Below are 26,276 nucleotides of genomic sequence, written 5' to 3' on the forward strand. Positions count from 1 at the left end.
GGTTCAGGAATGAGGGCTGAGTCCCTTGCGGATGCGACGTATTCCCTCTTCGTAGAGGCCGTCTTCCCCCTCCTGATCCTCGCGGGTATCGAAGATCTTGAGGAACCACATGTACTGGCCCGGGTGACGGGTCAGCTGCCGCTCCACGCAATCGTTCATGCGGCAGGTGTCGGCCACCAGATCATCGCTCGGGTAGTCGGCGAAGGGGGCCTCTATCTCCAGCCGGTAGCAGTGCGCCGCCTCGTCATAGCAGGCCAGCACAGGCACGGCGCGGGCACCGGTCAGCTTGACCAGCCGTGGCAGGGCCGGCAGGGTCGCCTTGGGATGCTTGAAGAAGGGCACGAACAGGCTCGCCTCGCGACCATGATCCTGATCCGGCAGGTAGAAGAAGCTCAGGCCGGATTTCACCGCCTTGATCACCGGCTTGATACCGGCGCTGCGCTCATAGACGCGGCAGCCATTCTTGGCCCGCTCGCGGTTGATGTGCCAGTCGAACACAGGGTTGCGGGCGCTCTTCATCATGGTGCACATGGGCAGGCCCCGCTGGGAGAAGTAGTAGCCCGCCGCATCGATGGGCCAGCTGTGGGGCACCACCAGGATCACCGGGCGGCCGGCGGCTTGCTCGGCCTCGATGTGCTCCCATCCGCTCACCTGGATGCGCTTCATCAGGTACTCGGGGCTGCGCACCGTGAACTCGCCAAACCCCAGCAGGCTCTTGAGGCCGACCCGGATCGAGGTCATCAGTATGGCGTCCCGCTCTGCCTCGCTCAGCGCCTTGAAGCAGATGGCGAGGTTGGTTCTGGCGATATAGACCTGCTTTTTCGAGATCTTGAGCACCAGGGGAGCCAGGGCGTCCGCCAGCTTGTCGCGCCAACGGGGCGGCACATAGGCGAGCACGCCGAGCACGGCGAGGGCAAGCCAGCTAACCCAGTAACGCGGGTGCAGCAAACGGGTCTGGAACGCGGAGTCAAACACGGGATCTTGGGAGGACATGGGTACTATCAAAAGGTAGAAGTGGGCAATTGCGGCAATCCTGACAGGTATTACCAGTTAAAGCTAACTTAATGTCACCTGAATCAGTGACAATTTGAGCCTTTTCACGGATTGACAGCGCCCCCTGACACCCGGGTTGTGCCCGCTGCTCACCCCTTGTGCCGATCCCGGATGCAGCAGACCCCGCCAGGCGGGGTCTGCTCTTGGTCGAGACGGGTTGCGATCTTAGCGGCGCAGGGGCTGCTCCCGCATGCCGATCTGGCCCAGCGGCAGGAAGAACATCACGTAGCGCAGCGCCACATAGCCGACGATCAGGGTCGCCGCACCGAGTTCCAGATAGGCCAGCTGATTGATCTGCGCCGCATAGTGGGCCGCCTCTGGCCACTGCGACAGCAGCTGACCCACCTTGAACAGGGCGGTGGCGCCGATCACCAAGGGAAAGGTGAAGGCGGCATAACCCGGCGAGAACGGCAGGCGCAGCAGCTTGATGAAGGCCAGGTAGATGATACCTGTCATCAGCACGGCTATCCCCAGCAGCACGGCCACCAGCAGCAGGGAGGGATCCTGGCTCACGGTGAGGTAGCCGGCCAGCGACAGGCTGGCGGGCGCCGCCAGGATGGCGATGGTGGGCTTGGCGGCATCCGGCACCTCGTGGCTGAAGATGAGGCGATAGAGCATCAGCGGCAGCATCAGGCCGTAGCAGGCCATGCCGAACCAGAGCAGGCCATTGGCCAGGGCCGCGAAGGGGCCGCCCGGGTAGGCGACGTCGGCCACTATGATCCCCACCGGCGGCACGAACCAGCTCGGCACCATGTGGTGAATCTCAAACGCCTTGGCCCTGTGCCAGACGAAGGTGGCGAGGAACACCAGGTGAATGGCCACCGCAAACAGCCAGAGCCCCTGCCCCAGGGCCGGGGCCAGCAGCCCCACCGCCTTGGAGACCACCATGGTCCCCATGGCATAGGTGGGCACCACGCTGCCCACCACGGGGTGGGCGAGATCCTGCCACAGCAGACGCGGGTGCAGCAGGAACTTGAAGGTGAGAACGAGGAGCAGCACGGCGGCGATGGCGGCCCCCAGCAGTTGCAGGCGGCCATCGAACTGACCGGCATTTTCCCAACACCAGCCGAGGCTGGCGATCCCGAGAGCCAGCCCGGCCATGGGGGTCGGGGCGGCGGCAAGGGAGCGACGGGTGCGTGCGATCATGAGTGGTACCCTCTTGTTGATGACGATGTGTATAGGATAAAGAGGGTCTATCGTTTACGATATCTAAATGAATTGAACTAAGCGTTTAGGAAAATCAAACGACATGAAGCTGACCCTGCAACAACTCAAGGTGTTCGCCACCATAGCCCGCCACGGCAACCTGGGGGGCGCGGCCAGCGAGCTCTGCCTCAGCAAGGGGGCCGTCTCCCAGTCGTTGCAGGAGCTGGAGCGCCAGCTCGCCACCCCGCTGTTCGATCGGGTGCATCCGAGACTCCAGCTCAACAGCGAGGGGCGCCTGCTGCAACCGGCCGCCGAGGAGCTGCTGACCCGGATGCAGGAGATAGAGCAGCTGTTTGGCCCGGACGCCGAGCCGAGCGGCCAGCTGCGGCTGGGGGCCAGCCAGACCATAGGCAACTACCTGTTGCCCGCCCTGCTGGCGGGGGGCGCCCAGGCGCTGGGAGCCGCCCCCAGGGTGACCATCGCCAACACCCACCTGCTGTGCCACGCCCTCGCCCACTTCGAGCTGGATCTGGCCCTCATCGAGGGGGAGAACCATCACCCGGATCTGGTGAGCGAGCCCTGGCTCGAAGACGAGATGCTGATCGTCGCCCCTCCCCACCACCCCCTGGCGGGGCAGCTGGAGCTGCCCCTTCGTCTGCTCGCCGATGAGACCTGGGTGCTGCGCGAGCCCCAGTCAGGGAGCCGCGAGCAGTTCGAGCAGCAGATCCAGCCCCATCTGCCCCGCTGGCAGGCGGGGCTCGAGCTCAACACCCTGGAGGCGGTGATGCTGGCGGTGGAGAAGGGGCTCGGCATCTCCTTTATCTCCCGCCTCGCGGTCTCCGATCGGCTGCACAGCGGTCGCCTGGTGGCGCTCACCCCGAGCCAGAGCTTCCCCCGCCAGCTCTCCCTCGTCTGGCACAAGCAGAAGTTCCACTCCGCGGCCCTGCGCCGTTTCCTCGCCTTCTGCCGCGCCCAAACCCTGCCCGCCCCCTGAAGGGCGCTCAGGGTCAAGCAACAGAGGGCGCCGTGGCGCCCTCTGTTGTTTAAGGAAGATGTGACAAGGAGCTCTTGCAGGATGGCGTGCGGCGCCATCAGCTCCCCAGGTGCAGCCCCGCCTCCACCCAGCCCAGCACCCGCCGCGTCAGGGCATGGGGCACCCAGGGGGAGTCCAGCAGCCGGTGACGCAGGCAATCGGCGAAGTGATCCGCCTCGTGCTGCATGCCGCCCCCCTGCACCGGCAGGTAGATGTCCGCCGGCCAGGCCGCAGGGGGCGTATCCCCCTGCCAGCGAATGTGCTGGGGGTTCCACCACTTGCCCTCGATGACCAGGGTCCACGCCTCCCCCGAGAGCCAGGCGTCCCGATCGAGATCCTCGATGATGGAGGCGCCAAGCTCGGCCGAGAAGGGGCCGCCGAAGCGGAAGCGGGCCGCGAGATCCACCTCCCCCGGCGCCCGGTCCAGCGCCACCTCGGGGGCCAGGGTCGCGAGCCCCAGCCGCTCGCAGAGGGCGGCATAGAGCCACAGCGGATAGACCCCCACATCCCAGGCGGCGCCGCCGTCGAGGGCAGGATCGAACAGCTTGCCGACCCGGGGCGGGGCCGAGCCGAACGCCGCGCGCAGGCTGCGGGGCGCGGGCAGCAGGGGCAGTCGCTGCAACAGGGCCCGCATGGCGGGGAAGCACATCACCTTCATGGCTTCGAGCAGCAGCAGGCCGCGCTCATGGGCGAGCGCCACCAGGGCGTCCCAATCCGCCACCCGGGTCACCGCCGGTTTCTCCACCAGCACGTGCTTGCCCGCCAGCAGCATCTGCCTGATCAGGGCGGCGTGCTCTGGGTGGATCACCGCCACATAGACGGCGTCCACCTCGGGGCTCTCGGCCAGGGCCTGATAGCTGCCAAAGGCCAGCCCCAGCCCCAGCTCACCGGCGAACTCGTCGGCCCGCCCCTGATCCCGGGCGGCGATCGCCACCACGCGCCCGCCCCTGGCGTACTGATTGACGTCGCGGCAAAAACGCCTGGCGATGGCTCCCGCCCCGGCTATCCCCCAGCGCAGCAGTGGCGCGCTTCCCTGTGATTGCATCTCGTCTCCTCGTATGAATGCCCTTCCCCCCTTATGGCGAGGGAAGGCGCGGCACCGGCCTCTGTTCAGGCTGCCCGGCGGATCAGGTCCTGGCCAGACTGCGCAGCCAGCTTATCTCGTCGCCCCAGATCGTCTCGTCTATGGTCTCGAGGATCAGCGGAATACCGTCGAAACGGTGATCGTTCATGATGTGGTGGAACACCGCCTCGCCGAGGTTCCCCTCCCTCAGGCTGTGGTGACGATCGACCCGGCTACCGAAGGTACACTTGGCACCGTTGATATGCATCCCCTTGAGGTACTCGAAGCCGACGATGCGGTCAAAGTCGGCGAACACCGCCGCGCACCCCTCGGGGGTGCGCAGATCGTAACCGGCGGCGAAGGCGTGACAGGTGTCGAAACAGACCCCGACCCGGCGCTTGTCCTCCACCCCGTCGATCAGGGTGGCCAGGTGCTCGAACGACCAGCCGAGGTTGGTGCCTTGGCCGGCGGTGTTCTCGATAACCGCCGTGACCCCTTCGCTTCGCTCCAGCGCCCAGTTGATGGACTCGCTCACGAGTTTGAGGCTCGCCGCCTCGGGGATCTGCTTGAGGTGGCTGCCGGGGTGGAAGTTCAGGTAGCAGAGCCCGAGCTGCTCGCAGCGCCTGATCTCGTCCAGGAAGGCATCCCGGGACTTGGCCAGGGCGTCGGGGTCGGGATGGCCCAGGTTGATGAGGTAGCTGTCGTGGGGCAGGATCTGCTCGGGGCGAAAGCCCCCCTTGTCGCAGGCCGCCTTGAAGGCGCGGATGCTGGCATCCGACAGGGGCGCCGCCTGCCACTGGCGCTGGTTCTTGGTGAACAGGGCGAAGGCGTTGGCCCCGATAGCCTGGGCACGGGCTATGGTGTTCTCCACCCCGCCGGCCGCACTGACGTGGGCTCCGATAAATTTCATCTCATCTCCTCTGCGCGCTTGCTGGGTGCGCCCGCCTTGCGAGGCGCGGCAACCCTTGATGGGGCGCCATTATGCCCAAGCCCGCCCCTTGCGCCAAACCGGGATTGTCGATGGCGGCAATGGAAAAGGCGCCCGCAGGCTCATCCCTGCTCTTGCTCCCCATCGGCAGCCAAGGGTGCTACCCATGGTTGCATTCAACCCGGTTGCGGCCGTTTCGCTTCGCGGCATAGAGGGCAGCGTCTGCCCGCTTGAGTATTGAACTGAGCTCCGTATCCTGACCTGAGGACGCCGAGAACCCGATGCTGGCGGTCAGCCTTATTATTTCCCCTTCGTACTCTATGATCTGCTGCTCGATGAGCGCGCGAATATTGTCGAATATGGATGAATCATTATCAGGATGACAATCGCTCACAATTATTGCGAACTCCTCCCCACCTATTCTCGCGAATATATCGTCTGCCCTGATTCTTCTTTTTACCAGCTTGGCAATCGCCTTCAGCACATAATCACCCGCATCATGCCCATATTTATCGTTCAGATTTTTAAAGTGATCCAGATCCAATATGCCGACAAAAATTGGCGTATCAGCCAATCTCGACATTATTAATCTGCGTTCACCCTCGTTCATGAATGCCCTTCTATTGGCGGTTTCCGTCAGATAGTCTGTTGATGCCTGCAGCTCCATTTCCGTCACCTGCAGGTGCAGCTGTATATTGAGGGCAAGCCAGTTGGCCAGGCATTGCAACAAAATGGCATGTTCGGCGGTGTAATAGGCTCTCTGGTGGTGTGCAACATTCAGGGTCCCGATACAGACTGAGCCCTGCATCATGGGCGCATCCATGCAACACCCCATGCCGTGCCGGGACAAGATCTTGCAGTCAAGATCGGGGGACTGGCTCAAGTCGTCACAGATCGTCAGCATGCTGGTCGAAAAGACCCGACCCACCATGGAGCCATGAATGGGAACCAGAGACTCCATGGGAATCGCATTATTCCCCATCACCGAATAGAGCTTCAAGGAGGCATCATTCTCCTTGATGGTGATGCTGGCCCTCTCGGCAGAAAAAAGATAAAAAATCCAATTCGCCATCACATTCAATACATCTTGAAGCGAGGCCGCCTGGGTCAGATCCTGAATAAAGGAGACGGGAATGGTGATCTTCTGCCCAGGGCCAATATTGGATAAAAAGTTTGGATCAAAACTTCTTTCATTATTTTGATTGTGCATGGCAACCTCGCACTATTTTATTATGAGAGCCTGGCCTTGCTCTGATCCGCAGCAGCCAAGAGTCCAGATAACCATTTTCTATGTATCCATATTTTCTTGCTCAAGAGTATAACAACCATGTGGGAACTGGAACGCTTGTTCTGTGGGACATCATTTTTCGGATAAATAACGACCCAATAAAGACAACGTCAACACTAGAGGTCGATGCAATGGTTATCGTGTGCCCATTGCAAAGGGGCGAGGACAAGGCGCGCCTGGGCGACGCTTTCACTTCTTCCTTGATGGCCGCGGCCTCATGGTGAGCAGGCCGTCGCCGAGTCCTCGCCATGGAAAAGGCGCCCGCAGGCGCCTTGATGATGGATGCAGGGCTCGCCCTCAATAGGCCAGGCCGGCGCCATAGGGGTAGAGCGGGTTCGCGGAGTCCTTCGCCACGTCCGGATGCTGGTCTTGCACCGCCTGCCAGCTGGAGGGCAGCTCGAAGGGCAGCTTGCCGCTGGCCTTGGCCTTGCCGCTGATGACATCGAACAGCGCCTGATCCAGGGCTCCGAAGTTGGCGAGCAGCACCTGGGCCGCCGGTGCCACCTCGGTCAGGATGGCGGGCCTGTCCAGATAGACGGAGAGCACCATGGGCACCCCGGCCTGCGCGATGGCCTGGATGGCGGCGTACTCGTCCGCCCCGCGGTAGACCCCCTCGTGGGCCGTCTCCTGCACCACCTGATCGGCACTGGCAAAGCCGAGCTGACCGAAGTGGATGCTGCCAAACGGGAAGCGGGGATCCTGCTCACCCGGGGCATTGACCCGCACGATGGCGAGATCGGCCTGGGCCAGCTCGGTCACTACGGTGTAGCCGTTGGCCGCGGCCACCTCGGCGTTGACGTTATGCAGGTAGACCCGCTTGCCGTCCGCCTTGAGCGGCAGCAGGGATCCCTCGTTCTTCAGCAGCACGTGGGACGCCGCCTGGGCGGCCTGGGCCTCTTGCTGGAACTCGGCCTTGCCCACCAGGGCCACCGCAGCCTGGGTATCCACATAGGGGTTCTCGAACAGCCCCAGGGCGAACTTCTGCTCCAGGATCCGCTCGGCCGAGGTGGTGATGGCCGCCTCGGTCACCAGGCCGCTCTGCACCGCCGCCAGCAAGGGGGCGGGATCTTCCACGCCGCCGAACTGATCCACCCCGGCGTCGATGGCCTTGGCGTAGCGCTCGGCCTTGGTGAGCTTCTCCACCCCCCAGGACATGCCAAAGGGCACTGTCCAGGGGCTGACCCCCGCCGTCACCTCATCCTGGGTCAGCCCCTGCTCGCAGCGGCTGTCGCAGTCGTTGACTATGCCCCAGTCGCTCAGCACCACGCCGTCGAACTTGAAGTGGCCCCGCAGCAAGTCGGTGAGGATCTGGCGGTTGAAGCCAAAGCCCACCTCCTCGATGGCCTGGCCTTCATAGGTCAGCCCCTCGGGCAGGGCGTAATAGGGCATCACGGCCCCCACCCTGGCCTCAAAGGCCCCCTCGAAGGGCACCAGGTGATAGGCGAACTGGCCGCCCGGGTAGACCTGCTCCTTGCCCCAGGGGTTGTGGGCATCCAGGCCGTTTTTCTGGGGACCGGCCCCGGCGAAGTGCTTGACCACGGTGACCACGCTCTCCTTGCCTATGCCGTCGCTCCCCTGCTGGAAGCCCTCTATGTAGGCCTTGACCAGGGATTTGGCGAGCAGGTTGTCTTCACCGAAGGTGCCGTTGATGCGGCCCCAGCGCGGCTCGGTCGCGAGATCCGCCTGGGGAGAGAGGGCCTCGTGAATACCGACGGCCCTGTACTCCTGGCGGGCGATGTCGCCAAAGCGCTGCACCAGGGCGGCATCGCCGATGGCGGCGAGCCCCAGGGTCTCGGGCCACTGGGAGAAGGCCCCGGCGCCTATGCTGGTGGCGTTGGGATCATGGGTGAAGTGGTTGCGGGGATCCGTGCTCACCGTCATGGGGATGCCGAGCCCCACCCCTTCCAGCAGGGCCTGCAGCCCGTTGTTGTCGTCGGCGATGGCCGCCGGATCCCCCGCCATGCGGGTGATGAAGGTATTGACGCCGTCTTCCCGCAGCATCTTGTCCATGGCGGTGAGGTTGACCCGCCCGTCTGCGTCCAGCACCAGGGTGCCGTGCATCATCAGGCCCGCCTTCTGGGCCAGGGAGAGCCTGCCCACCAGATCCCGGGCCCGCTCGCCGGCGCCAAGGCGCCAGTCTTCATAGGGGGTCAGGGTGCCGCTGCCATCGAGATCCTTGAATTGCAGGCCATCCTGCTCGATCAGGCTGACGGTGCGGTGGCCCAGAGTGGGCTGCTCCGGCTTGGGGGTGGAGTCGTTGTCATTGCACCCTGCCAGCAGCAGGGCCCCTATGCCGAGGGCGACGCGGGTTCGGGAGAGCGAGTGGTATTTCATTATTGTTATCTTCCTTGTGTGTGTAGGAGTGGCCACTGTATGCAAAATCGGCCCGCCTCACTTGCCCTGCGGGTGCAGGGAATTGCCGGTTGGGAGCAAGTTCGAAAAGTGTGAAAAGGGTTGCAGGGTTACCCTTGGTTACATTTCTGAAACATGAAGCCGAACCTGGCTCACGGCAATTCATGGCCGTTGGCGGATGATGGTGGGCCACCGCCGACAAGGATTTTCGCCGTGAAGACAGTCTCCAACCGGATAGCCCTGCACTGCCTCAACCACTGGCAGAGAGAGGGGCGGGATCCGGCCCAGCTCCTGCAAGCTGCCGGGATTGCCAGAGAAGAGCTGCTGCTCCCCCAGGGGCGGATCGACGCCCAGCGCCACTTCCGGCTGCTGACCCAGGTCGCCCCCCATCTGGACATGACCCACAAGTGGTCGCCCCCCTCGCTCTCGGGGCTCTTTGCCGACTACCTGCCGCTGGCGAGCCTGTGCTGCAACGCCGCCACCCTGCGCCAGGCCCTGCACTTCTTCCTCGCCTACCGCCCCCTCATCGGCGAGTGCGATCGGATAGTGCTGCGGGAGGAAGAGGGGCAGGCCAGGCTCGGTTACCATTCGGAGTCCGATCACCCGGACGTGATCGCCATGAGCAGCCTGGCCAATCTCGGTCACCTCTATGCCCTGCTGCAGTTCTACCACCCCGGCCAGGGCCAGCTGGTGCTGCCCACCCCGGTGCGGCCCAGGCTGTGGCGCGAGCTGGGGGCCTGGCTGGGGGAGCGGCTGCAACGGGGAGAGGGCTTTGAGCTGCGCTTCCCCGCGGCCTTGCTCGATCTCGCCCACGGCGGCTGCAACGGCCCCCTGCAGCCCCTGCTGCTGGGGGAGCTCGACGGCCAGATGAGGCTGCTGCGCCCGAGCAGCCACTATCGGGAACGGGTGCTCGGGCTCATCCGCCAGCGGCTCTGGCAGGAGAGCGTCGACTCCCCCACCCTGCTGGCGGGGATCTGCGAGGCCCTCCGGCTGACCCGCTGGACCCTCAACCGCCACCTGCGCGAGGAGGGGTGCTGGAGCAGGTGAGAAGGGAGGAGGCCTGCCGGCTGCTGCAGGATCCCGGCCTCCAGCTGCAGGAGGTGGGCGGGCGCCTCGGGTTTGCCAGCCAGAGCAGCTTCACCCGCTTCTTCAAGGAGGCGTTCGCCCTCTCCCCCAGCGAATACCGCTCAAGGCGCAGCCGGCTCTGACTCCCCGGCCAGGGCCCGGGCGAGCAGCGCCGCCAGCCAGTGGATGAAGAGCTGGACCCTGGGCGCCAGCTGGCGGCGATGGGCATAGAGGGCGTGGATGGGAAGCGGCGGCGCCTGCCATTGGGGCAGCAGGCTCACCAGCTCGCCGCGCCCGAGCAACGCCTCCACCCCCACCTTCGGCATCTGAATGATGCCAAGCCCCGCCAGCGCCGCCGCCAGGTAGGTCTCGCTGTCGTTGACCATCAGGGCCCCCGCCATCGGCAGGAGGGCGCGGCTGCCATCCTCCCGCTGGTACTCGAACCCCGGCTCGCTGCGCCCCTGCCCGGAGCCATAATGGACCAGCCGGTGCCCGGCCAGATCCGCCAGGGTCTGTGGCACCCCGTGACGGGCCAGGTAGGCGGCGCTGGCGCAGTTGATCTGGCGATAGTGGCCAAGGGGCCGCGCCACCAGGCTGGAAGGCTCCAGCGCCCCCACCCGCACCACGCAGTCGAAGCCGTCGCGCACCAGATCCACCCGCCTGTCCGTACTGCTCAGCATCAGCTGCAAGTCGGGGTGCTGCGCCAGGAAGGCGGGCAGCGCCGGGATCACCAGATGGCGCGCCATCCGGCTTGGCATGTCTACCCGCAACTGCCCCGAGATCTGGCCCCCCTGGCGAAACAGACCGTCAAACTCCTCCATGTCCGCCAGCAGATCCCGGCACCTGGCGTAGCAGAGCTGGCCATCCGTGGTGAGCTGCACCCGCCGGGTGGTACGCAGCAGGAGCCGGGTGCCCATGCGCTCCTCCAGCCGGCGGATGGCGGCGGAGAGGGTCGCCTTGGGGATGCCCAGCTGCTCGGCGCAGCGGGTAAAGCTCTCGAGTTCGGCGACCCGCACGAACAATTTCATCGCATCCAGTTGATCCATGACCTGATTGTCTCTTCAAACGGAACAGTGATTTCATTATCACGCTATTTATCCGGCAATAAAGGAACAATACAGTGATCCGGTCGGCTCGCACCGAGCCCTTGCCACCCACAGGAGTCACACCATGACCAGACCCATAGCCCTCATCACCGGCGCCAGCCGTGGCCTTGGCAAACACAGCGCCCTCGCCCTCGCGGCCAAGGGGGTGGATCTCATCATCACCTACCGCAGCCAGGCCGACGAGGCTGCCGCCGTGGTGGCCGAGGCCAGGGCGCTCGGGGTCCAGGCCCATGCCCTGGCGCTGGATGTGGGGGTGAGCGCCTCCTTTGTCGCCTTCGCAGAGGAGGTGACGCAACTGCTCGCCCGGGAGTGGCAACGGCCGCAGTTCGACTACCTGGTCAACAACGCCGGCATCGGCATTCACGCCAGCTTCGAGCAGACCACGGAGGAGCAGTTCGACACCCTGCTCAACATCCACCTCAAGGGGACCTTCTTCCTGACCCAGAAGCTGCTGCCGCTGCTTCGTGATGGCGGGCGCATCATCAACCTCTCCACCGGCCTCACCCGCTTCGCCATGCCGGGTTACGCCGCCTATGCCGCCATGAAGGGGGGCGTGGAGGTGCTGACCCATTATCTGGCCAAGGAGCTGGGCCCACGGGGCATCGCCGTCAACGTGGTGGCCCCCGGCGCCATCGAGACCGACTTTGGCGGTGGCGTGGTGCGCGACGACAAGGGGGTCAACGCCTTCCTCGCGAGCCAGACGGCGCTCGGCCGGGTCGGCCAGCCCGACGACATCGGCGGTGTCATCGCCGCCCTGCTCTCCGACGACAACCGCTGGATCACCGCCCAGCGCATCGAGGCCTCTGGGGGCATGTTTATCTAGGCCACCTTGCCCCAACAACACAAAACAGAAGGCCCCCTCGGTTGAGGGGGCCTTCTGGCATTTGGCAGAACATGGGCTGGGCGCATGGGCGCCTTAGAGCGTCTTGCCACCGGAGGCGATCACCTGGCTGTACCAGTGGAAGCTCTCCTTCTTGATGCGGCGAAGCGATCCCCCCTGCTCGTCGCGCTCCACATAGACGAAGCCGTAGCGCTTCTGGTAGCCGTTGAGCCAGCTCAGGATGTCGGTGAAGGACCAGGCGCAGTAGCCGAGCAGTTCGACCCCGTCCTGCATCGCCTGCTGGCACGCCTTGAGGTGGCTGTGCAGATAGGCGATGCGGTAGTCATCCTGCACCCGGCCGTCTGCGGTCAGCTTGTCGAACTCGCCGAGGCCGTTCTCGGTGATCATCAGCGGCAGGCCGTAGCGGGACGAGAGGCGGCGCAGGGCGATGCGCATCCCGGTGGGGTCTATGGCCCAGTCCCAGTTGCTGGTCTCCAGGTGCGGGTTGGGGGTGGTCCTGTAGAGACCGGGGACGCCGCTCGACGGCGTGGTGCCCTTCTGCCCCGTGGTGTTGATGCGCTGCATGGTCTGACCGCCGAGGGGATTGTCGGTGAAGGTCAGGGTGTAGTAGTAGTTGACGCCAATGTAGTCGGGGGTGCCTTCGCGCAGCAGTTCGAGATCCCCTGGCAGTATCTCGGGAGCCTCGCCGGTTTCTCTCAGGTAGGCGAGCGCCGCCTGGGGGTAGCGGCCGAAGCAGTAGGCATCCAGCCACCAGAGGTTGGTGAACTCCTCGGCATTCTCGAACGCCAGCATGTCGCTCGGGGCGCAGGAGGCCGGATAGGCGGGGGAGTACGCAAAGCTCGGGCCAATCAGGCCGTTTGGCACATGCTGGCGGAACGCCTTGATGACCCGGGCGTTGGCCAGGAACGCGATGTGGTTGGCGGCGAAGAAGCGCTTCCTGTCCTGCACCGCGGGCGGATGGGTGCCGAGCTGGTAGGCGTTGGTCAGGTTGTAGTTCTGCTCGTTCAGCGACACCCAGTACTTCACCTTGCCGGCGAAGCGCTGATAGAGGGTGACGCAGTAGCGCTCGAAGTCGTCGATGATGCGCCTGTCTTCCCAGCCGCCGTATTCGTCCTGCAGAGCCTGGGGCAAGTCCCAGTGATAGAGGGTCAGCACAGGCTCTATGCCGTGGGCCAGCAGGGCGTCGATGAGCCGCTCGTAGAAGGCGAGCCCCGCCTCGTTCACCTCACCGCGCCCATTGGGGAAGATGCGCGGCCAGCTCACCGAGAAGCGGTAGGCCTTGAGCCCCATCTCGGCCATCAGCGCCACGTCCTCTTCCACACGGTGGTAGTGATCCACCGCCACGTCCCCGTTGCTGCCCTCGAAGGTCTTGCCCGGCAACTTGGTGAAGAGATCCCACACCGAGGGGCCCTTGCCGTCTTCGTTCCAGGCCCCTTCCACCTGGTAGGCGGCTGAGGCGGCCCCCCAGAGGAAATCTGCGGGGAAGTCGTTGAACTTGGGATGGTGCATCTGGCTTGTCTCCTGCTGCTTGAGGATGGTGCCGCCTCTCCCCCTGGGGGCACTGGCGAGCGTCAAAACGAATTGGCATCAGCATCGAACAGTTCTAGAATTCCGTCCAATGACAATTTTTGCCATTCAATATTCCAAACAGGAATGAAGGAGTCGTGATGGAGTTGCGGGATCTGAAGGCCTTCGTCATCCTGGGGGAGGTCTTGCACTTCGGTCAGGCGGCGGCGCGCCAGCACATCACCCAGTCGGCCCTGAGCAAGCAGATCCGGCGGCTGGAGACGGATTTTGGCGGCGAGCTGTTCGAGCGCAACGCCAGCAGCACCCGGCTCACCCCCCTCGGGCGCGCCCTCTACGGGGATGCCTGCGCCCTGGTGGCCCAGAGCGAGCAGCTCGGTCGCACCGCCCGCGACGTGCTGGCGGGCAATGGCGGCACCCTGCGCATCGGCTTCGGGGTCGCCACCAAGCTGCTGGTGCCCGCCGCCATCGCCCGTTTTCGGGCCAGCCGCCCCGGGGTCGGCATAGAGCTCAACGATCTCTCCACCCATCACCAGTTGCTGGCACTCAGTGAAGGCAGGCTGGATCTCGGCTTCTGCCGCCTCCCCGCCCCCAAGGGCTGGCCGGTGCTGCCCGTGGTGCGCGCCCATTTCGTCGCCGTGCTGCCCGCCGGCTACCAGGGGGTGACGGGGCTCTCGGATCTGCTGGACAAGCCGCTGGCCATACTGCGCCGGGACAAGGCCCCCTCCTTCCACGATCAGTTCGTGCACTACCTCGCCCAGAGCGGGCTGCGCTTTGGGGATATCCAGTACGTCAACGACTTCGCCGCCGGCATCGCCACCGCGGCGGCGGGCATCGCCTGGACCCTGGTGCCCTCCTCCACCACCATAGAGCACCCGGACGTCATCACCCTGCCCTTAGGGGAGGCCGAGGCGAGCTGGATCATAGGGCTCATTCGCCCGCCGGGAGGGGATAACCCCCTCATCGCCCCCTTCTGGCAGACGGTGGCCGAGCTCGGTGATCCCGCCCTCACCGCCCTGGGTGATCAGGGCGGTGCAGAGTCATGACGCGGCCATGGCCGTCGTTCACGACACGGCATCGTTCGAGAACCACATTAACGGTAGCTTTTGAGCAGCCAGCCCCCGTAAAATTGCACCATGACCCCGGCGCCCGGCGCCAACCGACAAGGACTCGTTTCTCCGATGCTATCTCACTGGCTGCTGAGGTTTGATCTCCATCGCCTCATTCTGGCCCTGGCCGTGCTCGGCGTGCTGGCCACCTTCGGCAACAGCTTCTACGCCATCCATCAGGCACAGCGACAACTGCTGATCGACAGTACCCTGGAGGCCAACCGTGTCTATGCCACCAAGCTGGCCGCCTCCGCCGAGGCCATGCTGAATGCGGCCCAGGAGCAGCTTGCCTACAGCGCCACCCTGCTGGCGCCGCTGCTGCAGGCCAACGACGTCAAGGGGCTGGAGCAGGAGGTGACCCAGTTGCGCGAGCGCACCAACACCTTCAACTCGGTGGCCATCGTCAACACCGAGTCCACCATAGTCGCCGTATCCCCCGAGACCCTGAAGGTGAAGGGGGCCAAGCTCACCTCCCGCAGCGCCCGCCAGACCCTCGCCAACCAGCAGCCGACCATCTCGGATCCCTTGGTCTCCCTCTCGGGCAACTACCTCATCAGCCTCTCCTACCCTGTGTTCTCGACGGACAGGCGCTACCTCGGCTATGTCGCCGGGACCATCTATCTGCAGTCCGCCAGCGTGCTCTCCAGCCTGCTGGGTCAGCACTACTACCAGGATGGCTCCTACCTCTACGTGGTCGACCGGCAGAAGACCCTGATCTACCACCCCAACCCCAAGCGCATCGGCCAGAAGATAGGTGAGAATGCGGTGGTGGACGAGGTGTTGCAGGGGCGGCAGGGGGCACAAAGCGTGCTCAACTCCCGGGGAACCGAGATGCTGGCGGGCTTCGCCCCCGTGGCCGGGGCGGGTTGGGGAGTGGTGGCCCAGCGCCCCCGCAGCGCCACCCTGGCCGGGCTGGATCAGCAGATGCTCAACATATTGAAGGGGATGATCCCGGTCACCCTCTTCATCCTCTTCGCCATCTGGCTCTCGGCCACCATCATCTCCCGGCCCCTGCGGCAGCTGGCCAACCGGGCCAGGCTGATGGACCAGCAGGAGGCGGCCTCCAACATCTCCAGCATCCGCGCCTGGTACTTCGAGGCGGCCCAGATCAAGCAGGCCATTCTCAAGGGGCTGGGGCTGCTCAACACCAGGATTGACCAGCTGCACACCGACAGCCACACCGACCCCATGACGGGCCTCTTCAACCGGCGGGCCATGCAGCAGATGCTGGACGACTATCAGGCACAGTCCCGGCCCCTGGCGGTCATCGCCCTCGATATCGATCACTTCAAGGCCATCAACGACCACTTCGGCCACGACGTCGGGGACGCCGTCATCGTCGCCCTGGCGACCCTGATGCAGCGGGATCTGCGCGCCGATGCCGCCCTGTGCCGCAGCGGCGGCGAGGAGTTCCTGCTGCTGCTGCCCGGGGTCTCCCTGGTGCAGGCACAGCGGATCGCCGAGCGGCTGCGGATGACGGTGGCAGGCCACGAGATGGAGCAGGCCGGGCGCATCACCATCTCGCTCGGGGTCGCCCACTGGCCTGGGGATGCCAGCGATCTCGGTGCCGTGCTCAAGCAGGCGGACAAGGCGCTCTATCAGGCCAAGCACAGGGGCCGCAACTGCGTGGTGGTGGCCGGCGCCTGAGGCCACCCGGCGTCAGAAGCTGTAGCCCATCTTGAGGTAGATGCCCCCGTTGTCGTCCTTGCCCATGGCATACTCGAGGTTGGCGACTATGCCCGCCTCCGGCTTGAGCAGGTACTGGACGCCAGCCCCCCAGGCGGGATAGATGTTGGCGCTGTCGGAGCAGTCGAGGGACTCCCCGTTCACGGCGTCCCCGTAGAGGCAGGCCACCCCGGCGAAGGCGGTCAGGGTCCAGCGTTCGGCCAGCTTGTAGCGCTCCTCGACCTCCACCGCCGACATGTGCTGGCCCAGGTACTCCCCCGGGGTGTAGCCACGCAGGTAGATGGGGGAATAGGAGCCACTCGGCGCGTTGTGGGAGAACTGGTTGCGATTGCGCCAGGCGAGCACATGGCCATCCCCGTGGCGCCAGTAGCCCCTGTAGTCGACCCGGTAGATGTCAAAGTCCCCCTCTCCCCCCAGCCCTTCCCGGTAGGCCAGGTTGTTGACGTTCAAATACCAGCCCCGGGTCGCGCTGAAGTCGCTGTCCCGGGAGTCGTGCTGCACCGCCAGCCCGAGCCCCCCCGAGGTGAACCCCTCCAGCCCCAGCTCTTCCAGGATCTGATCCGATTGCAGATCCTGTCCCTGCATCTCGTAGTTGGAGTAGGCCGCCATGCCGCCGACGAACCAGTCCCCCTCCACCCGATAGAGGTAGCGCAGGAAGGCGGAGCGGAAGTGGTCCTCGGTCTCGAGGGCACGACCGGTGCCGAGGTAATCCTGATAGCTGTTGTTGATGTCGCCAAAGATCACCCCACCGACGAGGCGGTGATGATCCGCGCCGAACGACGTCTTGGCAAAGGCGCTGGTGATGAGGGAGTCCGAGGTGGTGTACTTGCCGGACAGGGTGAACAGGGACGGGCGCGAGCCCTCATCGAACCGGTGCAGGTAACCCACCATCAGGCCCGCCGCCGTGTCCAGCTTGGGGCTGGAGCTCAGCAGGGGCACGAACAGCCAGGGGGAACGCTCGTCTGGCGGCTCATCCCCCTTTGCCTCGCGCTCGTCACGGCGCGGCTGCGCCTCTTCCTTGGCGGGATCCGCCGCCATCGCGGGGCTGGCCGCCAGGGTGAGGGCCAGGCCGGCCATCAGGGGAGAGATTGCATAGCGCATGGGTGGGTTCCGCACAGGGTAGCGCACGGCAAACCGGCGGCGCTTGGCCACCCTGCCTGGCAGGCGCGTCCGGGTTCAGGTTGCCGGCCGCCCTGCATCAGGGGCCGGAAGAGGGCCGCAGCATAACGGCATCCCCAGGCCCCGACCACAGCAAGATGGTGCGCCATACAATCGCCGTACAGCTTCGCCAAACAAGAGGCCCGGGCGAATAGCTGGCATGAAAAAACCCCTGCCTGGGCAGGGGTTCGGGGGGCGGATGCTTACAGATTGACGGCGAGGCTGGCGGCCTGTGGCTGGCTTGGGGTCACCAGCACGGGCACCGACTTGGAGGTGGGGGTGAAGGAGCCCTCCCCTATGCTCTCTATGGCCACCAAGGGGTTGGTCTCCGGGTAGTAAGCGGCGATGTTGCCCCTAGGGATCTCGTAGAAGATGACGCTGAAGCCGCGCACCACCCGCTCGCGTCCGTCGTTGCAGATGGCGGTCATGTCCACCTGCTGCTCCTCGGCCAGCCCCAGGCGACGGGCATCCTCCTCGTTCATGAAGACCACGTTGCGCCGCCCCTTGATGCCGCGGTAGCGATCGTCCATGCCGTAGATGGTGGTGTTGTACTGATCGTGGGAGCGCAGGCTCTGGAGCAGCAGCACGGGCTCGCCCACCATCTGCTCCGCGTGGCTGGTGCACTCGGGCAGGATGGAGTCAGGCAAGCGGCTCGCCCGAAATTCTGCGCGCCCGCTCGCGGTATTCCAGCGCAGCAGGGCGGCGCTGTTCTCCAGGTGGAAGCCGCAAGGCTCCTCGATGCGGCGGTTGAAGTCGTCAAAGCCGGCGATGGTCTCGGCGATGAGGTTGCGCAGCAGGGCGTAATCGTCCCGCAGCGCCAGCCAGTCCACGAGATCGCGGCCCAGCGTCGCCTCGGCCATGCGCGCGACTATGTCGATTTCAGAGAGACAGAGCGGCGAGACCGGCTCGTTCATGCCGGTGGAGGCGTGCACCATGCTGAAGGTGTCCTCCACGGTGATCTTCTGCACCCCGGCGCGCTGGGTGTCGAGCTCGGTGCGGCCGAGGCAGGGCAGGATCAGGGCATCCTTGGAGACCATGAGGTGGCTGCGGTTGAGCTTGGTGCTGATCTGCACGTTGAGCTCGCTCCTTCGCATCGCCTCATAGGTGAAGTCGGTGTCCGGCGCCGCGGCTGCCAGGTTGCCCCCGAGGCAGATGAGCACCTTGCTCTTGCCGCCATGGAGGGCCTTGAGGGCCTCGTAGACGTTGTGCCCCGGCGTACGCTTGAGGCCCACCGGGAAGCGGCGCTCCAGGCGATCGAGGAAGGCGGCATTGGGTTTCTCGTTGATCCCCATGGTGCGGTTGCCCTGCACGTTGCTGTGGCCGCGCACCGGACAGAGCCCGGCCCCCGGCTTGCCAATCTGGCCGCACATCAGGTGCAGGTTGACGATTTCGCGAATGGTGTCGACCGAGTGCTTGTGCTGGGTGATCCCCATGGCCCAGCAGCTGATCACGCGCTCGCTCTGGGCGAAGATCTGCGCCGCCCGGGTGATCTCCTCCCGACCGAGGCCGGATTGTGCCTCTATCTGCGCCCACTCCGTGGCCTTCACCTGGGCCAGGTAGTCGTCAAAGTGCGCCGTGTGCTGCTCGATAAAGGCGAGATCGATGCGCCCCCCCTGCTCTTCCAGGATGTATTTCGCCATGCCGCGAATGGCCGCCATGTCCCCGCCAAGCTTTGGCGTGAGGTACTGGTGGCTGATGCGGGTGGCCGCCGGGGTCAGGAGCTCCGCCGGGCTCTGTGGGCTCGCGAAGCGCTCGAGGGCCACCTCTTTCAAGTTGTTGAAGGTGACTATCTGGCACCCCTGGCGCGCCGCCTTGCGCAGGGCGTTCATCATGCGCGGGTGGTTGGTGCCCGGGTTCTGGCCGAAGACGAAGATGGCTTTGGCGGCGTCGAAATCATCGAGCACCACTGTGCCCTTGCCCACCCCGACGGACTGGATGAGCCCCACCCCGCTCGCCTCGTGGCACATGTTGGAGCAGTCGGGGAAGTTGTTGGTGCCATAGAGGCGGCCGAACAGCTGATAGAGGTAGGAGGCTTCGTTGCTGGCGCGGCCCGAGGTGTAGAACTCCACCTCGTCGGGGCTCGCCAGGCCCTTGAGCTTGTCCGCGATGAGGGCAAAGGCCTGGTCCCAGCTTACCGGCTCGTAGTGATCGGTGGCCGGGTTGTAGCGCAGGGGCTCGGTCAGTCGCCCCTGGTATTCGAGCCAGTAGTCGCTCTGGGTGGCGAGGCGGCGCACCGAATGCTCGGCGAAGAAGGCGGCCCCCACCGTCTTGCCGGTGGACTCCCAGGCCACCGCCTTGGCGCCGTTCTCGCAGAACTGGAAGGCCCCCTGCTTGTTGTCACCCCAGGCGCAGCCGGGGCAGTCGAAGCCGTCGGTCTGGTTGACCCGCAGCAGGTTCTTGATGTTCTGCCGGGTCTTCTGGCTCTGCAGCACCTGCTTGAAGGTGGACTGCAGGGAGGAAAAGCCGCCGGCCTTGGCCGGTTTCTCAATATGACTGGACATGGGAGTCTCCAACGTGATCCTGGGCGCGGGGGCTGGCATAGCAGACCGGGGCATCGGATCTGGGCACATGAATGAGGGTCAGGTTGTATTTCAGGGCCAGTCGCACCGCGAGCTGGCTGGGAGAAGCAAGGCTGATGAGGTGGGCGGCGCCAAATTGCACCGCCTTGTGAATGAGTTCGCTGCCGCAGCGGCTGGTGATGACCAGGGTGGCGGCCTGCGCGGGCTGGCGCAGTTGCATGCCGATGAGCTTGTCCAGGGCATTGTGGCGGCCTATGTCTTCCCGGCAGGCCAGGATCTCGCCGCGCTCGTCCAGCGCCAGGGCGGCATGGAGGGCGCCGCTCTGGCGGGCCTTGCTCTGCCAGGGGGCGATGCGCTCGCGCAAGTCCCGCAAACGCTCGGTATCCAGGGGGGCGCCCGGGATCAGGGGGGCGAGCTCGGGCAGCGCATGCTCTATGGCCTCCACCCCGCAGATGCCGCAGCCGCTGGCCCCGGCCAGACGGCGCTTGCGTCGCCCCAGCTCGGCCAGGCAGCGGTTGGCGATGGTGATGTCGAGCACCACCCCCTGCTCGGACGGGGTGCTCTGGATGTCGTGCACATCGTGGTTGCCCCCGATAATCCCCTCGCCAAACAGGAAGCCGATGGCGAAGTCGTCGAGATCATCCGGGGTGGCCATCATGACGGCGTGGTTGATGCCGTTGATGTTGACGGACACGGCCACCTCTTCCACCAGCTCATCCAGCCTGGGCAACCGTGAATTGAATGGGATCATGCGAGACGCTTATAACGTGTATTCGGGCCTCAAGTTTAGATAAGTCGCTCCCCCAAAACCAATGAAACAAATCTATTCGCTGATAGACAACCTCTATTGCCATGGTGATGTCGATTGATTAACTTTGTCAGCCATCCTCCACGCCAGGCGCTTCCTCTTCGATGAACATCAAGCAGTTGCACTATTTCTACGAGCTGGCCCAGCACCGCCACTTCGCCAAGGCGGCCAAGGCCTGCTTCATCACCCAGCCGACCCTGTCCGCCAGCATCACCGCCCTGGAAAAATCCCTCGGCACCGAGCTGGTGGTGCGCAACAGCCAGTTCGTGGCCCTGACCCAGGCGGGGGAAGTGGTGCTGCGCCACGCCGAGCGCATGCTGCTGGAGCAGGACGCCATGCGCCAGGAGCTGAGCCTGTTTGGCGGCGCGCTGTCGGGGGTCCTGCGCATCGGCATGGTGCCCCAGTCGAGCATCGACATCATGCCGCTGCTCAAGCGCTTCAACGACGCCTTCCCCAAGGTCAGCCTGCGCCTGTCGGTGATGACCCACGGCACCCTGCTCGAGCAGCTGGATCTGCACCAGACCGACATCGGTCTTGGCTTTGACGAGCTGCTCACCGAGCATCAGCGCCGCGCCCTCGACGTCCAGCTTCGCCACCCCAACCCCATGGCCCTGCTGGGGCCCCTGCCCCCGCACCTCGCCCCGAGCCAGCCTCTGAGGCTGGCGGACTTGCAGGATCTCCCCCTGATCCTGCCGAGCGCCACCATGCAGTTTCGCCGCTATCTCGACGAGGCCGCCGCCCGCCAGCAGCTCAGCCTGCGGGTAGTGCTGGAGACAGACTCCCTGTTCCACCTGGCCAACGGGGTGAGCCACGGGCTCGGCTGCGCCGTGGTCAGCGCCGGCATCGCCGCCACCGCCCAGCAGCTCTTCAAGCTGCCCTGCCACCCCCTGGTCGATGCGAGCGCCGGCACCATCGCCTTCATCACCCGAAAACACAGCGTCACCCCGGCCATGAAGGCGTTTCTCGCCCTGCTGCAGGCCTGAGCTCTTCCTTGGTGCAGGGCTACGAGTCTCAATACGAGTACCGCCCGCCTTCTCCAGCAAGCCTGCGCTGACCAAGAAAAAACGCCCCTGAGGGCGTTTTTTCTTTATTAGGGAATAGGACAGCTGGCCGGCGATCCATGGTCGCGAGGCCAGAGGGTGCTGCCATCCGTCCTGGAGAGGGGCAGGAATGTCAGCCCCTCGCTCATGTTGGCGGGCGGGAGATCGTCCTCCAGCACGTACATCCCCATGGGCAGGACGCCCGAGGGCTGGTTCGCCTCCACCTGATCGGCGGCGAGGCGCGAGTAGCGCAGACCCAGCAGATCGAAGTGGCTGCGCCAGTCCTGGCCGGTCAGCCTGCCGAGGGCGACCAGCATGAAGTCGTTGCCCGGTATGTCTCGCACCTGCTTGCCGCCATAGACCCCATGCCCCTGGAAGGGGAAGAGGCCAAAGCCGAGCCTGTCCCTGTTGGCATTCCAGTCGCTCTCGTTGTCGGCAACGGCGCCGAAGATCCGTGAATGCTGGTAGAGCAGGGTGAAGATATTGAAGCCGTTGTTCAGGCGGGTGCCGTCCGCCAGCCTCATGCCGTGGGCGCGCAGTGCCATCTGGATATAAAACGCCATGCGATAGCCGTTGTGGACCGCATAGGCATTGCTCTGCCAGGGCGCCTCGTAGCGACTCTCCCCCGCATCCAGCACCTTGCAGTTGGCCCCCAGCACCACCCGGTTGCCGCTCTTATCCTTCACCCCGGCCGCGTCGGACATGAAGGCGTAGAACAGATCCTTGTGATTCATGTGACCATCTTTGATGGACGCCGTGTTGCCGTCGCGCAGATAGTGGGCCTGCCACTTCACCACATAGGGGAAGATGTTGTTGGAGTTCTCCCCGGCCCGGCTGCCATAGCCGCGCCAGTTGTCAGCATCGCTGGCGGCGGCGTAATGCACATTCAGGCGCTGGGTTTGCAGATTGTGGCCCAGCTCGTGATTGTCCAGCCAACCGGTCGGGCTGATGCTGCCGGAAGAGTCCCAGGGGTTGCCGCTGCAGCCGACCCCGCAATGGGCATTCTGGTCGTAGTTGGCATGCTGGATGATGGTACGGGTATGCAGTGACTCGTCGAGACACTGATCCCCCAGCAGCGCGACACAGGCGCGCCTGACCTCGTCGGGCAGCGACTCCTCCAGGCGCTTGCCCTGGATCTTGAAGCCCGCCAGGGTATAGACGCTGTTGATATGATCCCGGGAGATGCTGTCCAGCAGGGCATCGGTGTCGGCAATGGCCCCCCCGATGGCCCCGGTGAAGCGATCCCGGCGCAGATGCTGCTCGGCGCCATCGGCCCTGAGATCGACATGGGGCAGCTCGGTCTGATCCAGCCGCTCGTTGAAGTCCCGGATCTGCTGCTCATCACTGAAGTCCAGAATGGCTGGATGGCGGGTCACGCCAGTGGCGGCCACCTCCACTTGCAGCGTCCCGTCTCCCCCCTCCAGATAGAGATAGACAGGGCCCCCATAGGGCGAGGTGAAGCTGACGCTGCCGCCCTTGTTAAGAGGAAGCCGCCCGCTGGCCAACTCCAGCGGCGCCCGATAGACCTTCTGCTCATAGGCCCTGTTGGTGTTGGGTCTGTGGTAATTGAGCCGAATGGTAGCGGAAACATCCGCAGTATCCGTGCGACTCAGGGTGATACGTTGCCCCGGCAGGGCATACCAGCCCGTCGAGGTCCACTGCCCGGAATAGGGCACCGAGATGCGGCGGCTGTCGCTGATGACGGCGGGATAGGCGTAATGGGCCTGATCTCCCTTGAACAGCTGGCTGCGATCGACGACGTACTCCCCCAGATCGGGCTGGGCCGGATTGCGGGCACGGGCATAGCTCACCAGCCAGTCGGCAAACATCGCCCGCTGCCAGGCCTGATGCTCATCCCAGGCGATGGGGTAATCGATGGCAGCACGGTATTTGTCGGCCAGCAGCAGGCTGGCTGGCAACAGTGCCAAGCCGTCGCGGGCGAAGGGGCTGATCCCCGCCTTGTCCAGGGTGATGGCGGCATTCCTGAGCCAGTCGGCGCCATTCTTGAACTGCAGATTGAACTCATCGACACCCCCGCAGTTGAGGAAGTTGCCGCTGCAGGCATCCAGCCATTGGGTGCTGAATTTCCCCTCCTTAAGGTTCCTCAGCAGCGTATCGACCGCCATCAGCTGGGGAGCTGGCGCCATGATGGTGCTCGCCGCCAGATTGCTGACCTTGAGCTTCGACCAGTAGTTGCCCCAGGTCACCAGCCCCATCTCCAGATAGAGGGGCGCCAGCAGGGGGCTCGCCTCTCGCCGGTAGTTGGCTAGCAGCAGCGGGATCCCGGCGGCCTTCGCCTTGGCGATGGCCTGGGCTATGCCCTGGTACCCCAGCCCCTGGCGATCGAGGTCGCTTATCACGATGAGATCCGGCGCCATGCGGTCGATGCAGGCGCCGAGGGCCTGATAATCGCACTCATCGGCCTGGTTGATGCTGTGCGCGTCCGGATACATGGCCTTGAGCCAGTCCCGGATCCCCTCGTTATGGGGGAAATACCAGCTGTCGGCGCGACTCGGCATCTGGGCGGTCAGGATGCGAAGACCATCGTCATCACTATCCCTCCCCCGGGTCAGCCAGCCGATCAGCCCCCTGAGCAGCGCCTCGCTCTGGGGCGTGCGATCCACCGCAAACAGGTTTGCCCCCATGGCTGCCCGGCGATAGTCATCTTGCTCGGAGACCATCACCAGGCCGCGGATCTCGCTCTCCCCCTTGCCATTGATGTTGGAAGGGAGCAGGGTCACGGTGTGTTCGGGCTGGAAGCTGGAGAAGGTGATGGAGTCGTGGCTCGGGTTCCAGCTGATGGCATCCAGACCCCGATAGAGGGTACTGACCAGTTCGGTGCGACGCGCCTCACTGTCGGCGATGGCGCCACGGGCATGGGCGATCAGCTCCATGTCGCTGGCGAGGGCGTGATCCTCGTGGTCAATGGCATGGGCGGCATGCTTGATGAAGCGAGCCGACACCTGACAATCGGCGCCCATGGGAGCTGTGATGTAGTCGTGACCCTGCTGGGTGCCGTCACAGCCCTCTATGCTATCCAGCACGAAGCCGGCGTCGGGCGCTACGGTGAAACGCCCCCGTTCACCGGCGCTCAGGCGCAGGCTGGCCGGGGTCAGCCGTCCACCCTGGCTGCTGCGGGTGGTGGCCTCGAAATAGACGGGGGCCGTCTCCTGAGTGAAGCTCGCCGAGACCTGGCAATCGCCGCGCATGGGGCCCGTGGTATAAGTGAGGCCGTCCAGCGTCCCCTCACAACCCGCAATCTGCGCCAACACATAGCCTGCGTCGGGTGCGACGGTGAAACGGCCCTGCTCACCGGCGCTCAGACGCAGGCTGGCCGGGCTCAACTGTCCACCCTGGGTGCTCTGGGTGGATGCCTCGAAATACGTTGTTATCGTGGGGGGAATGGCATCGTCTTTCCCGCCCTCTCCACCCCCGCATCCGTTCATGGCAAGGGCCAGCAAGGGTGTGAGAATGACTCTTCTCATCTTCTATCCTCCTCTCTACCAGGCTGTTTGGGGCGGGCAGTGTAGGGGGCGTGCTGCGTAATTTCAACCCTGAACGAATCCCATTTTAGGCTCCGACCGACCGGGCTCTCCTTCCCTCTCCTGGCGGTACTTCACTCCCCCGGGGCGGTCGACCCCGCAAGAGAATGACAGCCCTTTCCATGACGGGCCGGGCTGCGCAAATCGTGTTCAGTTCGCCTCGGTGCGCTGGTCCAGCGCCGCGATGAAGGCGCTCGCCAGGACGTGGTCCGAGAAGGGATTCTGACCGGTGATAAGCTCGCGATCGACCACCACGCCGGGCTGCCAGGGGGCGACGAACTGCATCTTGCCACCGGCCCGGGCCATGGCCTGCGCCGGGTAGTAGCGCAGCCTGTCGCCCTTGAGCGAGGCTTCAAACACCGCCTCTTCCTCGTCGGAGAAGATGGTCATCCTGTAACCGTCGTAGATCCACTCTCTGGCGCCGTCCGCCTTGCCTGCGATGACCGACTGCTCGAACCCGGCCGGATCCCCCTGCGCCGCCAGCAGCGCGATGGGGCCGTGGCAGATGGCCGCCGTGGGTTTGTGGTTGTCGTGGAAATGGCGCAGCAGGGTGCCCACCTCGGGATCCGTGGCGAGATCGATGAGGGGGGCGTGGCCGCCGGGAATAAAGAGGCCGGCATAGCGCTCGGGGCCGGATTGCAGCACCTCCTTCAGGGAGAGCACCTTGCCGGCGCCAAGCAGCCCCTCCACGACGGCGCCGATGCGCGCCATCGCCTGCGGGTTGCCGCCAAAGTACTGGGGATCGACGGAACTCTTGTCGGCAACGGGCCGGTTCCCTCTCGGGGTCACCGGGGTCAGGGTGTAGCCGGCCTCCAGCAGGGCGGCGGCAGGCACCCCCAGTTCATTCTGGTAGAAGCCGGTGGTCAGGCTCTTGCCCCCTTGCAGCGGCAGTGCGGTCTCGCTCGAGAGCAAAACCAGGATCTCTCCCTTGGACGCCGCACTGGCCGCGGCCGAGGTCGCCAGCAGCAGTGACGCCAGCAGGGCCTTGAGGGTGTTCTTCATCTTGATACTCCTT

At 64.9% G+C, this 26,276-nt stretch carries 20 protein-coding genes; 7 read left to right on the forward strand and 13 right to left on the reverse strand.

Annotated elements, in window-relative coordinates:
* Positions 1-3: 3 nt before the first annotated feature.
* Positions 4-993, reverse strand: coding sequence for a lauroyl-Kdo(2)-lipid IV(A) myristoyltransferase (gene lpxM / locus AC1IN8_RS01385; protein WP_429159547.1), 990 nt, complete (start codon positions 991-993; stop codon positions 4-6).
* 225 nt (positions 994-1,218) lie between these two features.
* The gene (locus AC1IN8_RS01390) at positions 1,219-2,199 is read right to left on the reverse strand and encodes a TDT family transporter (protein ID WP_479757768.1); all 981 of its coding nucleotides are present in this window, start codon (positions 2,197-2,199) and stop codon (positions 1,219-1,221) included.
* 103 nt (positions 2,200-2,302) lie between these two features.
* On the opposite strand from AC1IN8_RS01390, the gene AC1IN8_RS01395 reads away from it, so the two are divergent.
* Positions 2,303-3,193, forward strand: a complete 891-nt coding sequence (locus AC1IN8_RS01395; protein WP_319913651.1) for a LysR substrate-binding domain-containing protein — start codon at positions 2,303-2,305, stop codon at positions 3,191-3,193.
* 97 nt (positions 3,194-3,290) lie between these two features.
* Here the strand turns inward: AC1IN8_RS01395 and AC1IN8_RS01400 are convergent, their stop codons facing one another.
* The 4 genes from AC1IN8_RS01400 to AC1IN8_RS01415 all read right to left on the reverse strand — a co-directional run bounded on the left by AC1IN8_RS01400 (position 3,291) and on the right by AC1IN8_RS01415 (position 8,845).
* Positions 3,291-4,277, reverse strand: coding sequence for a Gfo/Idh/MocA family protein (locus AC1IN8_RS01400; protein WP_479757769.1), 987 nt, complete (start codon positions 4,275-4,277; stop codon positions 3,291-3,293).
* Between the two features lie 82 nt (positions 4,278-4,359).
* Positions 4,360-5,205, reverse strand: coding sequence for a deoxyribonuclease IV (gene nfo / locus AC1IN8_RS01405; RefSeq protein WP_202045490.1), 846 nt, complete (start codon positions 5,203-5,205; stop codon positions 4,360-4,362).
* Positions 5,206-5,383: 178 nt separating this feature from the next.
* The gene (locus AC1IN8_RS01410; protein ID WP_479757770.1) at positions 5,384-6,433 is read right to left on the reverse strand and encodes a sensor domain-containing diguanylate cyclase; all 1,050 of its coding nucleotides are present in this window, start codon (positions 6,431-6,433) and stop codon (positions 5,384-5,386) included.
* Between the two features lie 375 nt (positions 6,434-6,808).
* Positions 6,809-8,845 (reverse strand): glycoside hydrolase family 3 protein, encoded by a 2,037-nt coding sequence (locus tag AC1IN8_RS01415; RefSeq protein ID WP_479757771.1) that lies wholly within the window; start codon positions 8,843-8,845, stop codon positions 6,809-6,811.
* Between the two features lie 231 nt (positions 8,846-9,076).
* Between AC1IN8_RS01415 and AC1IN8_RS01420 the strand changes: the two genes are divergently transcribed.
* Both AC1IN8_RS01420 and AC1IN8_RS01425 read left to right on the forward strand, forming a co-directional pair.
* Positions 9,077-9,910 carry an AraC family transcriptional regulator ligand-binding domain-containing protein gene (locus AC1IN8_RS01420; RefSeq protein ID WP_479757772.1) on the forward strand — a complete coding sequence of 278 codons (834 nt, stop codon included), beginning with the start codon at positions 9,077-9,079 and terminating at the stop codon, positions 9,908-9,910.
* A complete protein-coding gene (locus AC1IN8_RS01425; protein WP_479757773.1) occupies positions 9,895-10,071 on the forward strand; it encodes a helix-turn-helix domain-containing protein in 177 nt (58 codons plus the stop codon). Before AC1IN8_RS01420 ends, AC1IN8_RS01425 begins: the two co-directional genes overlap by 16 nt.
* On the opposite strand, the gene AC1IN8_RS01430 is transcribed toward AC1IN8_RS01425, so the two are convergent.
* Positions 10,051-10,974 (reverse strand): LysR family transcriptional regulator, encoded by a 924-nt coding sequence (locus tag AC1IN8_RS01430; protein WP_479757774.1) that lies wholly within the window; start codon positions 10,972-10,974, stop codon positions 10,051-10,053. The genes AC1IN8_RS01425 and AC1IN8_RS01430 overlap by 21 nt on opposite strands.
* Before the next feature lie 124 nt (positions 10,975-11,098).
* Here AC1IN8_RS01430 and AC1IN8_RS01435 point away from each other — a divergent pair, with 124 nt between their 5' ends.
* Positions 11,099-11,857, forward strand: coding sequence for an SDR family NAD(P)-dependent oxidoreductase (locus AC1IN8_RS01435; RefSeq protein WP_247626223.1), 759 nt, complete (start codon positions 11,099-11,101; stop codon positions 11,855-11,857).
* 93 nt (positions 11,858-11,950) lie between these two features.
* Here the strand turns inward: AC1IN8_RS01435 and AC1IN8_RS01440 are convergent, their stop codons facing one another.
* The gene (locus AC1IN8_RS01440) at positions 11,951-13,384 is read right to left on the reverse strand and encodes a glycoside hydrolase family 1 protein (protein WP_392458349.1); all 1,434 of its coding nucleotides are present in this window, start codon (positions 13,382-13,384) and stop codon (positions 11,951-11,953) included.
* 158 nt (positions 13,385-13,542) lie between these two features.
* Between AC1IN8_RS01440 and AC1IN8_RS01445 the strand changes: the two genes are divergently transcribed.
* Positions 13,543-14,445 carry a LysR family transcriptional regulator gene (locus AC1IN8_RS01445; RefSeq protein ID WP_479757775.1) on the forward strand — a complete coding sequence of 301 codons (903 nt, stop codon included), beginning with the start codon at positions 13,543-13,545 and terminating at the stop codon, positions 14,443-14,445.
* 135 nt (positions 14,446-14,580) lie between these two features.
* A complete protein-coding gene (locus AC1IN8_RS01450; RefSeq protein WP_479757776.1) occupies positions 14,581-16,155 on the forward strand; it encodes a sensor domain-containing diguanylate cyclase in 1,575 nt (524 codons plus the stop codon).
* Between the two features lie 12 nt (positions 16,156-16,167).
* Here the strand turns inward: AC1IN8_RS01450 and AC1IN8_RS01455 are convergent, their stop codons facing one another.
* The 3 genes from AC1IN8_RS01455 to fdhD form a co-directional block, all read right to left on the reverse strand.
* Entirely contained in the window at positions 16,168-17,295 is a 1,128-nt protein-coding gene (locus AC1IN8_RS01455; protein WP_479757777.1) for a hypothetical protein, read from the reverse strand.
* A 260-nt stretch (positions 17,296-17,555) separates the two neighbouring features.
* A complete protein-coding gene (locus AC1IN8_RS01460) occupies positions 17,556-19,853 on the reverse strand; it encodes an FdhF/YdeP family oxidoreductase (protein WP_479757778.1) in 2,298 nt (765 codons plus the stop codon).
* Positions 19,837-20,622, reverse strand: coding sequence for a formate dehydrogenase accessory sulfurtransferase FdhD (gene fdhD / locus AC1IN8_RS01465; RefSeq protein WP_479757779.1), 786 nt, complete (start codon positions 20,620-20,622; stop codon positions 19,837-19,839). The genes AC1IN8_RS01460 and fdhD overlap by 17 nt, the downstream gene beginning before the upstream one ends.
* A gap of 161 nt (positions 20,623-20,783) precedes the next feature.
* Between fdhD and AC1IN8_RS01470 the strand changes: the two genes are divergently transcribed.
* Positions 20,784-21,662: a LysR family transcriptional regulator gene (locus tag AC1IN8_RS01470; protein WP_247626230.1), complete on the forward strand. Its 879-nt coding sequence runs from the start codon at positions 20,784-20,786 to the stop codon at positions 21,660-21,662.
* 107 nt (positions 21,663-21,769) lie between these two features.
* Here the strand turns inward: AC1IN8_RS01470 and AC1IN8_RS01475 are convergent, their stop codons facing one another.
* Together AC1IN8_RS01475 and AC1IN8_RS01480 are read right to left on the reverse strand one after the other, a co-directional pair.
* A complete protein-coding gene (locus AC1IN8_RS01475; protein WP_479757780.1) occupies positions 21,770-25,204 on the reverse strand; it encodes an ImpA family metalloprotease in 3,435 nt (1,144 codons plus the stop codon).
* A 207-nt stretch (positions 25,205-25,411) separates the two neighbouring features.
* On the reverse strand, positions 25,412-26,263 hold the full coding sequence (locus tag AC1IN8_RS01480) for a type 1 glutamine amidotransferase domain-containing protein (RefSeq protein ID WP_479757781.1): 852 nt from the start codon (positions 26,261-26,263) through the stop codon (positions 25,412-25,414).
* Positions 26,264-26,276: the final 13 nt, after the last annotated feature.

Source organism: Aeromonas sp. 130281, assembly GCF_056642115.1.

Coding starts and splice junctions, on each gene's coding strand:
- lpxM (WP_429159547.1), bottom strand. CDS start 993: ATGTCCTCCCAAGATCCCGTGTTTGACTCCGCGTTCCAGACCCGTTTG.
- AC1IN8_RS01390 (WP_479757768.1), bottom strand. CDS start 2,199: ATGATCGCACGCACCCGTCGCTCCCTTGCCGCCGCCCCGACCCCCATG.
- AC1IN8_RS01395 (WP_319913651.1), top strand. CDS start 2,303: ATGAAGCTGACCCTGCAACAACTCAAGGTGTTCGCCACCATAGCCCGC.
- AC1IN8_RS01400 (WP_479757769.1), bottom strand. CDS start 4,277: ATGCAATCACAGGGAAGCGCGCCACTGCTGCGCTGGGGGATAGCCGGG.
- nfo (WP_202045490.1), bottom strand. CDS start 5,205: ATGAAATTTATCGGAGCCCACGTCAGTGCGGCCGGCGGGGTGGAGAAC.
- AC1IN8_RS01410 (WP_479757770.1), bottom strand. CDS start 6,433: ATGCACAATCAAAATAATGAAAGAAGTTTTGATCCAAACTTTTTATCC.
- AC1IN8_RS01415 (WP_479757771.1), bottom strand. CDS start 8,845: ATGAAATACCACTCGCTCTCCCGAACCCGCGTCGCCCTCGGCATAGGG.
- AC1IN8_RS01430 (WP_479757774.1), bottom strand. CDS start 10,974: ATGGATCAACTGGATGCGATGAAATTGTTCGTGCGGGTCGCCGAACTC.
- AC1IN8_RS01435 (WP_247626223.1), top strand. CDS start 11,099: ATGACCAGACCCATAGCCCTCATCACCGGCGCCAGCCGTGGCCTTGGC.
- AC1IN8_RS01440 (WP_392458349.1), bottom strand. CDS start 13,384: ATGCACCATCCCAAGTTCAACGACTTCCCCGCAGATTTCCTCTGGGGG.
- AC1IN8_RS01445 (WP_479757775.1), top strand. CDS start 13,543: ATGGAGTTGCGGGATCTGAAGGCCTTCGTCATCCTGGGGGAGGTCTTG.
- AC1IN8_RS01450 (WP_479757776.1), top strand. CDS start 14,581: ATGCTATCTCACTGGCTGCTGAGGTTTGATCTCCATCGCCTCATTCTG.
- AC1IN8_RS01455 (WP_479757777.1), bottom strand. CDS start 17,295: ATGCGCTATGCAATCTCTCCCCTGATGGCCGGCCTGGCCCTCACCCTG.
- AC1IN8_RS01460 (WP_479757778.1), bottom strand. CDS start 19,853: ATGTCCAGTCATATTGAGAAACCGGCCAAGGCCGGCGGCTTTTCCTCC.
- fdhD (WP_479757779.1), bottom strand. CDS start 20,622: ATGATCCCATTCAATTCACGGTTGCCCAGGCTGGATGAGCTGGTGGAA.
- AC1IN8_RS01470 (WP_247626230.1), top strand. CDS start 20,784: ATGAACATCAAGCAGTTGCACTATTTCTACGAGCTGGCCCAGCACCGC.
- AC1IN8_RS01475 (WP_479757780.1), bottom strand. CDS start 25,204: ATGAGAAGAGTCATTCTCACACCCTTGCTGGCCCTTGCCATGAACGGA.
- AC1IN8_RS01480 (WP_479757781.1), bottom strand. CDS start 26,263: ATGAAGAACACCCTCAAGGCCCTGCTGGCGTCACTGCTGCTGGCGACC.